At 69.6% G+C, this 13,717-nt stretch carries 11 protein-coding genes; 6 read left to right on the top strand and 5 right to left on the bottom strand.

All coding sequences use genetic code 11. The features are described 5' to 3' along the window. Positions 1-92 precede the first annotated feature (92 nt). Positions 93-1,937 (top strand): ABC transporter ATP-binding protein, encoded by a 1,845-nt coding sequence (locus J7I44_RS13415; protein WP_209621778.1) that lies wholly within the window; start codon positions 93-95, stop codon positions 1,935-1,937. 38 nt (positions 1,938-1,975) lie between these two features. On the opposite strand, the gene J7I44_RS13410 is transcribed toward J7I44_RS13415, so the two are convergent. The 3 genes from J7I44_RS13410 to J7I44_RS13400 form a co-directional block, all read right to left on the bottom strand. Next, the gene (locus tag J7I44_RS13410; protein WP_209621776.1) at positions 1,976-2,311 is read right to left on the bottom strand and encodes a hypothetical protein; all 336 of its coding nucleotides are present in this window, start codon (positions 2,309-2,311) and stop codon (positions 1,976-1,978) included. Positions 2,312-2,519: 208 nt separating this feature from the next. Further along, positions 2,520-3,062, bottom strand: a complete 543-nt coding sequence (locus J7I44_RS13405; RefSeq protein WP_209621773.1) for a hypothetical protein — start codon at positions 3,060-3,062, stop codon at positions 2,520-2,522. 160 nt (positions 3,063-3,222) lie between these two features. Next, a complete protein-coding gene (locus J7I44_RS13400) occupies positions 3,223-5,112 on the bottom strand; it encodes an LTA synthase family protein (RefSeq protein ID WP_209621769.1) in 1,890 nt (629 codons plus the stop codon). A gap of 129 nt (positions 5,113-5,241) precedes the next feature. Between J7I44_RS13400 and glnE the strand changes: the two genes are divergently transcribed. After that, a complete protein-coding gene (gene glnE, locus J7I44_RS13395) occupies positions 5,242-8,085 on the top strand; it encodes a bifunctional [glutamate--ammonia ligase]-adenylyl-L-tyrosine phosphorylase/[glutamate--ammonia-ligase] adenylyltransferase (protein ID WP_209621766.1) in 2,844 nt (947 codons plus the stop codon). 217 nt (positions 8,086-8,302) lie between these two features. Here the strand turns inward: glnE and J7I44_RS13390 are convergent, their stop codons facing one another. Beyond that, positions 8,303-9,268, bottom strand: coding sequence for a mitochondrial fission ELM1 family protein (locus J7I44_RS13390; protein WP_209621764.1), 966 nt, complete (start codon positions 9,266-9,268; stop codon positions 8,303-8,305). Positions 9,269-9,404: 136 nt separating this feature from the next. Between J7I44_RS13390 and J7I44_RS13385 the strand changes: the two genes are divergently transcribed. Both J7I44_RS13385 and J7I44_RS13380 read left to right on the top strand, forming a co-directional pair. Next, positions 9,405-10,010 carry a malonic semialdehyde reductase gene (locus J7I44_RS13385; protein WP_209621759.1) on the top strand — a complete coding sequence of 202 codons (606 nt, stop codon included), beginning with the start codon at positions 9,405-9,407 and terminating at the stop codon, positions 10,008-10,010. A gap of 23 nt (positions 10,011-10,033) precedes the next feature. Further along, positions 10,034-10,612 carry a YceI family protein gene (locus J7I44_RS13380; protein WP_209621757.1) on the top strand — a complete coding sequence of 193 codons (579 nt, stop codon included), beginning with the start codon at positions 10,034-10,036 and terminating at the stop codon, positions 10,610-10,612. A 121-nt stretch (positions 10,613-10,733) separates the two neighbouring features. Here J7I44_RS13380 and J7I44_RS13375 read toward each other — a convergent pair whose 3' ends face one another. Continuing rightward, entirely contained in the window at positions 10,734-11,996 is a 1,263-nt protein-coding gene (locus J7I44_RS13375; RefSeq protein WP_209621754.1) for a Yip1 family protein, read from the bottom strand. A gap of 253 nt (positions 11,997-12,249) precedes the next feature. Here J7I44_RS13375 and J7I44_RS13370 point away from each other — a divergent pair, with 253 nt between their 5' ends. Beyond that, positions 12,250-12,456, top strand: coding sequence for a zinc-finger domain-containing protein (locus tag J7I44_RS13370; protein ID WP_209621752.1), 207 nt, complete (start codon positions 12,250-12,252; stop codon positions 12,454-12,456). An 87-nt stretch (positions 12,457-12,543) separates the two neighbouring features. Continuing rightward, the gene (locus tag J7I44_RS13365) at positions 12,544-13,668 is read left to right on the top strand and encodes a glycosyltransferase (protein WP_209621748.1); all 1,125 of its coding nucleotides are present in this window, start codon (positions 12,544-12,546) and stop codon (positions 13,666-13,668) included. Positions 13,669-13,717 lie beyond the last annotated feature (49 nt).

Here is a 13,717-nt window from a genome sequence, read left to right as displayed (position 1 = left end):
GCGGGCGCGTGGAACGGTGTCGGATCGTGCATTCACCGCAGGCCGCGCGCGCATGCGCCAGAATGTCCGGCCCCTCTCCCCCGGATGCGCCAATGCTCTTCCGCTGGTTCGAATCGCTGATCGATCCGTTCAAGGATCCGGTGGACGTGATGCCGCCCGCTTCGCCCGGGCGCTTCTACCTGTTCTACCTGCGCCAGGTGTGGCCGATGTTCGCCGCAGTGCTGGTGGTGGGCTTCTTCGTCTCGGTCATCGAGGTGTCGCTGTTCGCCTTCATCGGCCGGCTGGTGGACATGGCCAAGGTCGCCGAGGGCGCCGCGTTCTTCCGGCAGCATGGCCGTGAGCTGCTCTGGATGGCGTTCGTGGCGCTCGTCGCGCGGCCCGTGTTCAACGCCCTGCACGACCTGCTGGTGAACCAGGCGATCGTGCCCAACGTGACCGCGCGCATCCGCTGGCAGAACCACCGCTACGTGATCCGCCAGAGCCTGGCGTTTTTCCAGAACGATTTCGCCGGGCGCATCGCCAACCGCATCATGCAGACCGGCAGTTCGCTGCGCGAGTCGGCGGTGCAGATCGTCGATGCGATCTGGTACGTGGCGATCTACACCGGCAGCGCCATCGTGATGTTCGCCCAGGCCGACGCCTGGCTGGCGGCACCGCTGGTGGTCTGGCTGCTGCTCTACGTCGCCACGCTGGCGTTCTTCATCCCGCGCACGCGGCAGCGTTCGTGGAAGGCGTCCGAGGCGCGCTCGAAATTGATGGGACGCATTGTCGACGGTTACAGCAACGTGCTCACGCTCAAGCTCTTCGCGCACACCCGGCGCGAGGAAGCCTACGTGGCCGACGCGCTGCACGAACAGGTCGACAGGACGCGTGCGATGACGCGCCAGACCACCGCCATGGATGCCACCATCACCACGCTCAACGGCTTCCTGATCGTGGGCACCTCCGGCCTCGCGTTGTGGCTGTGGAGCCACGGCCAGGTGACGGTCGGTGCGATCGCACTCTCCACCGGCCTGGTGATCCGCATCAACAACATGTCCGGCTGGATCATGTGGGTGGTCAACGGCATCTTCGAGAACATCGGTACGGTGCAGGACGGCATGGCGACCATCGCACAGCCGCGCACGGTGCAGGATGCACCCGGCGCGATGCCGCTGGGAGTGACCCGCGGCGAGGTGCGCTTCGAAGACATCCACTTCCACTACGGCAAGGCCGGCGGCGTCATCGCGGGCCTGGATCTGACCGTGCAGGCGGGCGAGAAGATCGGCCTGGTCGGCCCCTCCGGCGCGGGCAAGTCGACCCTGGTCAACGTGCTGCTGCGGCTGTACGACCTGGAAGGCGGGCGAATCCTGATCGACGGCCAGGACGTCGCGCGCGTCACCCAGGAAAGCCTGCGCTCGCAGATCGGCGTGGTGACCCAGGACACCTCGCTGTTGCATCGATCGATTCGCGACAACCTGCTCTACGGCCGCCCGGACGCGAGCGAGGCGCAAGTGGCCGAAGCGGTGCGCAAGGCGCGTGCGGACGAGTTCATCCCGACGCTCTCCGACGGCGAGGGGCGGCGCGGCTACGACGCCTACGTCGGCGAGCGTGGCGTGAAGCTTTCCGGTGGCCAGCGCCAGCGCATCGCGATCGCGCGCGTGCTGCTCAAGGACGCGCCGATCCTCATCCTCGACGAGGCCACCAGCGCCCTGGATTCGGAGGCCGAGGCGGCGATCCAGGAGAGCCTGGACCTGCTCATGCAGGGCAAGACGGTGATCGCCATCGCGCACCGGCTGTCGACGATTGCGCGCATGGACCGCCTGGTGGTGCTGGACAAGGGCCGTATCGTGGAGAGCGGCACGCATGCGCAACTGATCGCGCAGGGCGGCCTGTACGCGCGGCTGTGGGAGCGCCAGACCGGCGGCTTCGTCGCCGCGGAAGATGCGCTCGCCTGAGCAGGCAACCCCGTGGTGCGGGGTTGCCTGCCGGGGACTCAGTGCCCACGCGCGGCGCGCAGCTTCTCGCGGGCTTTCGCGTTGAGGCCGCCGGTCGGGCCGGCGCCCTCGCCGGGCGTAGTGGCTGCCGCATCGGCCGCCTGCGTCTGCTTGAGCAGGCCGCCGAGGCCAAGCGGTTGCGTGCCCGAAGTGCCGGTCGTCGGCGCGGCACCGGTACCGATGCCGGCATTCGCGCTCAGGCCCGGCGCGGTAGCGCCGGCCTGCGCCGAACCGTGCGCTGTCGCCTGACCGCCGCCGGCGGGGATGACCTGCGCGAACGCGGGAGCGGCGAACACGCTGGCGCCGATGAAAGCGGCTAGCAGAGTCTTGTGCATGGGATCCTCCTTCGGAAGTGTCGCCGCAGAACCTGCGGTGGGCGGGACACTAGACCGGCTCGTCATGACGGGCTCTGAACCGGCCTGGTGCCGCTTAAGCGGGCAGACAGATGGCTGAACGGCGGCGGCGTGCGACCTCGTCCATCGGCCCGCTCGGGTCTACAGGCACCCGCGGGAAGGGCGGTGACCGAAGCCCACCCTGCGATGGTCAGTGGCCATGCGTGTCGGCCCTGCCGCTTACCTTGGCATCGGCACCTGTCGAGGTTCCAGTCGCGGTGCGGCGCGCGGCCTCGCCGACCGAACCGGCCGTACGCTGCGTGCTGTCGACGGCTGCATGGGCGCGGTCGCTGACCGGGCCACCGACGCCGCGCGCGGTGCCTCGGGCCCGGGCCGTCGCTGCGCCGGTATCCACCGCTGCGCCGGCGTGGATGCCGGCGTTTGCCGCAGTGTGTTGATCGCCCGCGCGCACGCCGGCCGAACCGCGGGCCGTGGTGTCTACCTCCACGCGGTCGTGGCGATCCAGTGTTCGGCGGGTCTGATCGGTCACGTGGCGCGCATGGCGATCGGCGCGCTGCATGGTCTGACCTGCCTGGGTACCCAGGCGCCCGGGTGCGCCCGTCAGGGCGCCGTTGGCGCCGGCCGTTACGCCGGCACCGACCCGGCCGGCACCGCCGAGGCTGACCTGCGCCAGGGCAGGCAGGATGGCGAACACGCCGGCACCCATCACAGCTGCAAGCAGGGTCTTGCGCATGGAACACCTCCAGTCGTGGGAAGCCGCGGCATGTCCCGCGGCAGCGACGACCCTAGGTGTGCGTTCCCGACTTCATTCTGAATATGCCCGCGTCCGCTTAAGCGAGCGGACAGATGGCTGAATGCTCACCTGTCCATGCCGGATGAAGCAGACGCCGCCGTCACGGGTGCGCGCCATAGGCGCCTGACCGCGCCGGCGGCTGCGCGCGCGGCGACGTTGGGCTCGCGGCGGCCAGTTGCGGCGGCAGCAGCGCATCGAGCCTGCCCTTCAGCCGCAGCATCGCGACGCTGGCCATGTCGCGGTCGATCACCTTCTGCTCGGCGGTCATTTCCGGCTGCGGCGCGCCGGGTGCGCGGGTCAGCTCGGCCAGCTGCGGTGCCAGCACCTGGGTCAGCGCGAAGTAGGGGTCGCCGTGGATGCCCGCCGCATCCAGCAGCTTGCCCGGCAGCATCCAGGCAGCCAGGCTCTCGCGTTTGGCTGGCGCCGCGTTGCGCGGGTCGAGCAGCAGCCATACGCCCGGCTCGCTCAGCATGTCGCCACCGTCGACGAAGCCGGTGACGTTGTAGCTGTTGGTCAGCGCCGGCAGGTGGTCGCCGTAGAACAGCAGCAAGGTCGGGCGATCCCGCTTGGCCAGCAGTCTGGCCAACCGGCCCAGTTCCGCGTCGGCGTGTTCGGCGTGGTAGAGGTAGGTCTGCAGTTCCTGCTTGTCGCGGCCGCTGATGCCAGGCGGAACCGGGATGGCGTCGCGCGCGGCCACGTCCGCCGGCGGCACATCGTAGGGGCCGTGCGCCTCGATGCTGATCGCGAACAGGAACTGCGGCGGGCCATTGTCCTTGAGCTGGCGCATGATCTCGTCGGTCATCGCGCTGTCGGCCATGTACTTGCCGTCGTTGGGCGAGTCCTTCGGGAACGAGGACTGCGAGAGGAACTGGTCGAAGCCGATCTTGCGAAAGGCCGCGGCGCGGTTCCAGAACGCCGGATCGTTGCCGTGGATCGCGGTGGTGCTGTAGCCGTGCGCGCGCAGCGTGCGCACCAGGCTGGGCACCACCTTCTGGTCGAGCGTGAGGTAGGGGAACTGCAGCTCGTCGAAGTAGCGCAGCGACAGGCCGGTGAGCACCTCGAATTCGGTGCGGATGGTGCCGCCGCCGAAGGTCGGTACGTGCAGCGGTCCGCTGGTGCCGCGCTTCTCCAGTCGGTGCAGGTTGGGCGTGAAGTGGCTGTCCTCGTAGCCGCGCATGATGCTCGGGTCGAAGAACGACTCGCTCTGCACCACCACGATGTCCGGTCGTTCGCCACTCGACGATGCAGCGGACAGTCGTGCCTCCAGCGCCTGGCGGGTCTGCGCGATCAGCGCCTTGGCGGCGCCCGGGTCGGCCTTGTGCCCGCCGTGGCCGTACTGCTGGTGGAACAGCAGCAGCGAGCTGACCAGGCCGGAGTGGTTGGCGGTCACGGTGGGCGACCACGGTTCCAGCCACAGCACGCGCTGGTTGTAGAGCTTGCCCCACGCCGCCACCCCGCCGAGCAGGCTGCCCAGCAGCACCACCGCGACGGCACCGCCGAGCAGGCGCTTGCCGTAATTGCGCCGCGGGAACAGCGGCGGCTCCAGCCGCCACATCGCCACGATCAGGGCGATCCCGGCGAGCAGGCCCAGGTACGGCCATGGGCTGTGCGGCAGGTAGCCCACCAGCAGGTGCGCGCCACCCTTGCTGAGCTGGTCGACCATCAGGAAATCGGCCGGCATCAGCGGGTTGCCCAGGTTGGCCACCTTTAACGCATTGATCTGGTAGAGCAGTGCTTCGAACAGGAACACCAGCCCGAACGAGAACACCAGCCGCCGGGTGAAGGCCAACAGCGCCCACGCCGCCAGCAGCCCGGGCAGGGCGTTGGCCAGGGGGTAGCTCGGCTGGATGAAGAGGCGCAGCGGACCCACGCCCACGCCGCCATCCATCAGGCCGGTCAGCAGCACGAAGGCCAGGCTCATCAGCACCACGGCCAGGACGCGCGAAGCAAGCGGGCGCCAGTGCGTGGTGGAGTGGTCGGGAAGGAACATGGCAGGCAGAGTCCGCTGACGCTACGTGGAGAGAAGGTGACTGTAATCGTGCCGCAATGAACCCGATGTTCGCCCGTGGCGGGCGGTTGCTGGCGGTTCATGCGTGCCCGGCTGCGGCACAATGGCCGGATGAGCGCCCCCGAAAGCTCCGCGCTGCGCGCGCTGATCGACGACCGCTACGCCGAACTGGCCGCCCGCTGCCGCGCCGCCGGCGTGGCGCTGCACGATGATGCCGGCGTGGCCGAGCGCATCCGGCGCACGCTGGCGGCGAGCGATTTCGCCTTCGAGGTCTGGCGCCGGCAGCCGCAGCTGCTGGCCCCGGCCGGCCTGGACCGCCTGCGCGCCGCCGGCGATGCCGGCACCCGCATCGGCGCGCTGGCCCTGCCCGAGGACGAGATCGCCACGCTGGCCGCGCTGCGCCGGTTCCGTCATGCCGAGGCGTTGCGGCTGGTGTTCCGCGACGTCAACGGGCTGGACGACCTGGCCGAGACGCTCTCGGCGACCAGCGTACTGTATGAGGCGCTGCTGGGCGCGGCGCTGGGCTGGTCCGAGCGCGCGCTGGCGGCGCGCTACGGCCACGCGCGCAGCGACGGCGGCGCGCTGCAGCGGCTGGTGGTGATCGGCTTCGGCAAGCTCGGCGGGGCCGAACTCAACTTCTCTTCCGACATCGACCTGGTACTCGCCTACCCGCAGGCCGGCCAGAGCGACGGTGCGCGTTCGCTGGATAACAGCGAGTACTTCGTGCGGCTGGGCCGTCAGCTGGTGCGTCTGCTCAACGAGCCGACCGACGACGGCATCTGCGCGCGGGTGGACCTGCGCCTGCGCCCCTTCGGCAACGCCGGGCGGCTGGCGCTTTCCTTCGCGGCGATGGAGCAGTACTACCAGAGCGAGGGTCGCGACTGGGAGCGCTACGCCTGGATCAAGGCGCGCCCGGTGGCCGGCGACCGCGCCGCCGGCAAGCAACTGCAGGACCTCCTGCGGCCGTTCGTCTACCGCAAGTATCTCGACTACACCGCCTTCGCCGGCCTGCGCGAGATGAAGGCGCTGATCGACGCCGAGGTCGCGCGCAAGGACCTGGCCGACAACCTCAAGCTTGGCCCCGGCGGCATCCGCGAGATCGAGTTCATCGTGCAGCTGGAGCAGCTGATCCGCGGCGGGCGCGAGCCGTCCCTGCGCGTACGCGGCCTGTTGCCGGCGCTGGCCGCCTGCGAGGCGCGCGGGCACATCGGCGCGGCGCGCGCCAGGGCGTTGCGCGAGGCCTACCGCTGCCTGCGCCGCGTCGAAAACCGCGTGCAGATGCTGCGCGACGCGCAGACCCATGACCTGCCCGAGGATGCGTTGAGCCGCGAGCGGCTGGCCCGCGGCCTGGGCCACGGTGACTGGGCCTCGCTGGAGGCCGAACTGGCGCATCACCGCGCGATCGTCAGCGAAGACTTCGCCAGCGTGCTGATGCCCGCCGGCGGGCGCACCGCGCAGGTGGCGGTCGCCGATACCACGCTGTGGCAGCAGGCCTGCCACGGTACGCCCGAGCCCGGCGCGCTGGAGGCGGCCGGCTTCGTGCCCGGCATCGATGCGGCCGAGGCGCTGGCCAAATTGCCTCAGGCGGCCTCGGTGCGCGCGATGTCGCCGCGCTCGCGCGAGCGGCTCGATCACCTGATGCCGCACCTGATCGGCGCAGCGCGCGCCAGCACCGCGCCGCTGCCGTGCCTTCTGCGCCTGTGCCGGCTGGTGCAGGCGGTGGCGCGCCGCTCGGCCTACCTCGCGCTGCTCCAGGAACAGCCCGCCGCGCGCACTCGCCTGGCGCGGCTGTTCGCCGACAGCGCCTTCCTTGCCGAACGGGTGATCGCCCAGCCCCTGCTGCTCGACGACGTGCTCGATCCGCGGATCGATCAACTGCCGCTCAAGCGTGCCGACATCAGCGCCGAGATCAGCCGTGTGCTCGGCACGCTGGACGAGCGCGAGGCGGAGGCGGAGCTCGAGCGCATCAACGAGTTCAAGGCGAGCATCGCCTTCCGCCTCGGCCTGGCCTTCAACGACGGCCGTGCCGACGCCGTGGCCACCTCGCGACGCCTGGCGGCGCTGGCCGCCTCGGTCGTCGAAGCGGTCACCGCCCTGGCCGAGCGTGAACTCGCCGCGCAGCACGGACGGCTGCCCGGGGAAGGTTCGGGCTTCGCCGTGCTCGGCTACGGCAGCCTGGGTGGCGAGGAACTGGGATTCGCCTCGGACCTGGACCTGGTATTTGTGTTCGACGGTGCGCGCGCCCCGCTCACCAGCGACGGTGCGCGCCCGATCGATGGCGCACGCTGGTACCAGCGCCTGGCCCAGCGGGTGATGAACTGGCTTTCGCTGCTGACCCGCGCGGGGCGCCTCTACGAGGTGGACACGCGGCTGCGCCCGGACGGCTCGAAGGGCCTGCTGGTGAGCAGCCTGGAGGCGTTCGACGCCTACCAGCGCAGCCGGGCTTGGACCTGGGAGCATCAAGCCTTGTTGCGCGCGCGGGCGGTGGCCGGTGACGCGATCCTGGGACAAGCCCTGGGCGAAGTAAGGCGCGAGGTGTTGGCGGTCTCCCGCGAGCGGGACGCGGTGCTCGCCGACGTCAGCCAGATGCGTCAACGCTGGCGGACGGAGCGGGATCGTTCGGACGAGGCGCGGCTGGATCTGAAGCAGGGGCATGGCGCACTGCTCGACATCGAGTTCGCGCTGCAGGGATTGGTGCTTGCTCACGCCGCGATGTATCCGCAACTGCTGGGCAACACCGCGAACGCGTCGATGATCGACGCATGCTGGCGCGTCGGGCTGCTCAACGAGGTGCAGGCGCAAACGCTTGCGCGCGTGCATGGAGATCTGTTGCAGCGGGCGCTGACCTGCACGCTGGATTTGCGCTCGCGCATCGCGCCGCGTGAGCCTTCGCTCGAAACGATGTGCGCGGAGGTTCGCGCGGTAACGAAGGCCTTGGGGTTCGATTTCGGCTGATCCGGGACTTTCCGGTTTCCGGACGTTATTCCCCCAAAGGTGGAATCCATCTGGCGCCGGGCAGCCGAAGCCAAAAAGTTGACCAGCCTACGCGGTTGAAAAGCGCCTCCCGCATGCGCGGGAAGGACGCCCGCGTGATGGGTCGAGTCTCTCCCTCGGGACTGGACGCCAGTCAGGGCGCGCCAGGGTGGTCGGGGTGGGCTCGCCGCGATGTGGCTCAGCGCAACCCGAATTGTCGGCGAACCCTTGCGGCGATGCGTTCTGTCTCGCGCAACGGCGGCTGACGTGCGGGCGCGTCGACCTGGAGATCGTGCAGCAGCCCGCCCTCGCGCAGTGCGCGATGGAAATGGGCGAGCTTCTCCGGCAGTGGCGCGGGCGCGAGGGTGTGCACGGAGCAGCCGACGGCGCAGGCCTCGGAGAGCATGTTGACCGAGTCGGGTGTGACCACCAGGCGGTCGGCCCAGGCCATGACGCCAGGATAGGGATTCGGACCATCCGCTTCTCCTTGCCAGTGCAGACCGGGAAGGTGGCCGAACGCATCTCGCAGCGCCGCCGCCAGCGCGGGCGGCGTGCGCCGCGAAGCAAGCACCAGCAGGCTGCCGCCGTCGCGCTCATGCAGGGCACGCAGGCCGTCGATGAAGGCACGCGCCCAGGCGTGATCGAGCGCAATGCCGCGGCGCGGGCCGCCGAGCAGTACGCCGATGCGTGGCGCCGGCAGGTCGGCCAGATGCGGCCAGGCGTCGCGTGCATCGGCCAGCCATTCGTCGTCGATGGGGTTGAGCGAGCCCAGTGGCGTGAGCACGTTGGGGCCGGTCAGGCCGTCATGGCGCGGCGCGACGACGATGTCCCAATGCGTCGCGGCGACGCGCGGATCGAGAATCTGCACGGCCTGGCAACGGCCGCCGGACCATGGGCGCAGCAGACGCGTGAACAATGCCGCGGCGCGCCCGCAGCCGACCGCGACGCGCGGCCAGGGAGGCCCGAACCGCGCGCGCTCATCGGGCGGCAGCGCGACAGCGGCGCCCAGCGTCAGGCGCGGCGCCAGCCACGCCCAAGGCCCGCGCGGCTCCAGCACCAGCGGGCGCACCGGCAGACCGAGCCGCTCGGCCAGCGCCAGGGCCTGGCGCTGATTGCCGGCGGCGGTGTCGGTGATCGCCCAGCACTCCTCGCGCAGCCCGCTCATGGGGGCGGCGACCGGGCCGATTGTTGACGGATTCTGCACGCTGGGTTCCCCGTTCCTCACCCGACCAATCGTGCCGCAGGGCTTACACTTGAAGATCGCCCGCGCCGGACGGCGCGCCATGAAGCAAAGGATACCCATGAGCGAAGTGCTTTCCGAGGCCGCCCTCGACCAGTTGTTCCGCACCGCGCGTACCTATCGCCGCTCGGCCGATGCGTGGCTGGACAAGCCGGTCACCGACGCACAGCTGCACGCGATCTACGATCTCGCCAAGCTCGCGCCGACCAGCGCCAACGCCTCGCCCGCGCGCTTCGTGTTCGTTCGCTCGCCGGAGGCCAAGGCGAAGCTCGAGCCGGCGCTGGATCCGGGCAACCGCGACCAGACCATGGCCGCGCCGGTCACCGTGATCGTGGCGGCCGATCACGCCTTCTACGAACACCTGCCGCGGCTCTACAAGGAATCGCCCGACGCGACCGGCTGGTTCGCCGGCAAGCCGGCCGCGATCGAGGCGACCGCCTTCCGCAACTCCAGCCTGCAGGGCGCCTACCTGATCATGGCCGCCCGCGCGATCGGGCTCGATTGCGGCCCGATGTCCGGTTTCAGGAACGCGCTGGTGGACGAGACGTTCTTCGCCGGCACGCAGGTCCGCTCCAACTTCCTGATCAACATCGGCTACGGCAACCCTGCCGTGCTGCGTCCGCGCGAGGATCGCTTCGCGTTCGACGAAGCCTGCCGCATCCTCTGAACACCCCAACGCAGGAGTCACGCATGCGCATGTTCAAAACGGTTCTTTTCGCCGGCCTGTTCGGCGCCGCGGCGCTCGCCCAGGCCGCCCCGGTCACCTACCAGCTCGACCCGCACCACACGATGGTGCTGTTCAGCTGGAGTCACTTCGGCTTCTCGCACCCGACCGCGGAGCTGGGGCTGGGGCAGGGGACGCTGGTGTTCGATCCGGATCACCCGGAGCAGGCCAGCGTGCAGGTGACCCTGCCGATGACCGGGCTGGATACGCACGTGCCGGCGCTCGATGAGCACCTGGCCAAGCCTGATTTCCTCGACGCGGCCAAGTACCCGACCGTGACCTACAAGAGCACGAAGGTCGAGCCGCTGGGCAAGAACCACTTCCGCATCACCGGCGACCTGACCGTGCACGGCGTGACGAAGCCGGTGGTGCTCGATGCCACGCTCAACCGGATCGGCAAGCATCCGATGAGCGGCGATCCGTCGATCGGCTTCGACGCAACCGGCACGCTCAAGCGCTCGGACTTCGGCGTATCGGCGTACGTGCCCAACGTGAGCGACGAGATCACCCTGCACATCACGACCGAGGGTTCGGCGGGCAAGTAACGGCGGCGGTCCCCGCGGGACAAAAACGAAGCCCGCGTCGTCACGGCGCGGGCTTCGCTTTTGCAGGGTGGGCTTCAGCCACCTCGATACCGAGGCGCTGTGCTGAACCCCGTTCTTGCGGTCAGTGCCGCGTCACGCCTTCTTCGCGCAGCGCTTCGAGCTTGTCCAGGTCCACGCTGGCCACCGCTTCCTTCAGGTCGTCGATGCTGCCGGCATCACCCTGCGCCTTGACCGTGAAGCGCTGGCCCACCACGACGCTGTACTCGCCGTTGCCCGACTCATGGTCCCACGCCTCGTGGGTCAGGCGGCCATCGGCGGTGTAGGTCTTCTCGTAACCGTGGTCGGTGCTGCGTTCTTCTTCCGGCGCCATCGCGCCGGCCATCGCCATCAGCCCTTTCGCGGTACCCATGTCGGTGACTTCCAGCGTGACCATGCGGCCGTTGTCGTCGCCATATTCGGCATGCGCCTCGGTGACCTGCATGCCCATCGCGTTGCTGCGCTGCGCGGAGCTGCTGGTGCGCTTCAGCCCGAGCAGGGTCTCGGGCAGGAGCGCCTTGACCTGCTCGGTGGACAGCGCCTGCACGTCGCTGTCGTTGCCCATCGCCGCGCCCATCATCTTGTTCATCGCGGCCTGCTGCGCGGCGCTGTCGCCGGACTTCTGCGCCGCTTCCAGTTCCTTGCTGGCCTGCTCGGCACGCTCGCCCATGGCCGCCAGCTTGCCCAGCGCGCTGTCAGGATCGACGGTGACGTTGTCACTGGTGTTGCCCAGGTGCGTGCCGGTCATGGCCGCGCCGGTGTAGGCGGCGGTGCCGATCACGCCGGCCACGATCAGCCCGACGATCCAGCTGAGCACGATGGCGATGATGACCGACAGCGCGGTGTAGCCACCGGCCTTCTCCGGTGGGCACTTCATGGTGAAGGGCAGGCCCAGGTAGAGCAGGTAGATGCCGTAGATGGCACCGGCGATCGCGATCAGCCACCCGATCCAGGGGATGATCACGGCGATGCCGGCGACCCAGGAGGCGGTCCAGGAATAGGCGACCGTCTTGAGCGCCTGCACCATGTCCTTCTGGCCGTTGAAGGTGCCGGCCAGGGCATTGATCACCAGCGCCATGACGTAGGCGACCACCAGCGACAGCAGGTATTGCAGCACCATGCCGCCGATGCCTGCGCCGATCGGCGTGCGCACGTGCATGCCCAGGAAGCTGGTGCCGATCAGGCTGTTCCTGATGAAGCCGGCGATCGCCGGAAGCGCGGCGATCCAGACGATGTAGGTGGTGTACAGCCCGCCGATGCTGGCCGGTTCGGCGGCCGCGACCGGCCACTCGGTCCTGGGCGTGGCCAGGATGGCCTTGGCACGCGCGATGGCTTTTCCGAAATCCATGGTTTTTCCCCTTGCGACGAATGAATGCGGCGACGGATGGCCGTCGGCCGGGCCGCAGCCCTGCAGGCCGCCTGCCCATCCACGGTCGTCCTCCCCTCGAGGCGCCGACCGTCCCTTCGGGCGGCACCGGGGCACAGTTGAGGGCAACGGTGCGGCGAAGTCCAGTGCAGCCGCCGTGGGCGGCGGCCCACGCGTGGCCGGGGCGTGTGCCTGCTACCATGTGCGGCTCGAAGTCCTCTCCCTGGAGCCTGCCATGTCGCGCCCCCTGTCCGAGGCCGCGCCGGTCCCGGCGAATGCCGAAAATCGTTACGAAGTGACGCGCAACGACCTGCCGTTGTCCTGTCCGATGCCGGCCATGTCCCTGTGGAACTCGCATCCGAAGGTCTATCTGCCGATCGTCGAGGATGGCGGGGAGTCCGTCTGTCCCTACTGCGGCGCGCATTACGTCCTGCGGGACTGAACCGCCCGGCCCCAGCGGTTCCTGAACGGCGGCATTCGGCACGATCGCTGCTTGCCTAGGCGGATGAAGGCCACCCAACAACCCCTCATGTCTGCCGTCGTCACTCCCACCCGGCGTCTGGTTGTCGTCCAGCTGATCCCGGCGCTGCACACGGGCGGGGCGGAGCGTTCGACGCTTGAGGTGGGCCGGGCGCTGGTGGAGGCGGGGCACCGCTCGATCGTGATCTCCTCCGGCGGTCGCCTGGTGGCGCAACTGGAGGCCGAGGGCAGCGAGCACATCACGCTGGACATCGGCAGCAAGTCGCCGCGCACACTGTTCCGCCTCGGCGCGCTGCGCCGGCGGTTGCGTGAACTCAGGCCCGACATCGTGCATGCCCGTTCGCGCCTGCCCGGCTGGCTGGGCTGGTGGGCGCTGCGTGGCATGAACCCGCGCCCGCATTTCGTCACTACCGTGCACGGGCTCAATTCGCCCGGTCGCTACAGCTCGATCCTGCTGCGCGGCGAGCGCGTCATCGCGGTGTCGCAGACCATGCGCGACTATGCCCTGAGCCACTATCCGTGGCTGGACCCGGCACGCGTGAAGGTGATTCCGCGTGGCATCGATCCTGACGCCTTCCCTTATGGTCATCGCCCGGACGACGCCTGGCAGAAGGCCTTCTTCGCCGAGTACCCGCAGCTGGCCGGCGCGCCGTTGCTGACCCTGCCGGGCCGCGGCACGCGCCTGAAGGGCCATCACGAGGCGATCGAGCTGGTGGCCGAGCTCAAGCGCCGCGGCATCGAGGCGCGCCTGTTGCTGCTGGGCGTGATCGAACCGGGTCGCGAAGCCTACGTGGAAGAGCTCCGCCAGCTGATCCGCGAGCGTGGCATGGACGGGCAGGTCGTGCTGACGCCGCCACGCGCCGACGTGCGCGATATCTACGCGGTGTCCGCGCTGATCCTGCAATTGTCGACCAAGCCCGAATCGTTCGGGCGCACGGTGGTCGAGGCACTTTCGCTGTGCCGTCCGGTGCTCGGCTACGCCCACGGCGGCGTCGGCGAACTGCTGGCCGAGCTGTATCCGGCCGGCCGCGTGCCGCTGGGCGACCGCCAGAAGCTGGTCGAGCGTGCCGCCGAGTTGCTGCGGGTGGCCCCGCCGATCCCGATGCTGCAGAGCTACCGGCTGTCGGACATGCAGCAGGCGGTGCTGGCGTTGTACGGGGAAGTCGCCGGCTGAGATGGTTGCAGGGTGGGCGAGCCCGCCCGCCAGGCATCGCGCGGTGTGC

This window comes from Frateuria flava, from assembly GCF_017837635.1.
GTDB lineage: Bacteria > Pseudomonadota > Gammaproteobacteria > Xanthomonadales > Rhodanobacteraceae > Frateuria_A > Frateuria_A flava.
The sequence above is the reverse complement of the archived record's forward strand: the minus strand, read 5'-3'. Positions and strand labels throughout refer to the sequence as shown.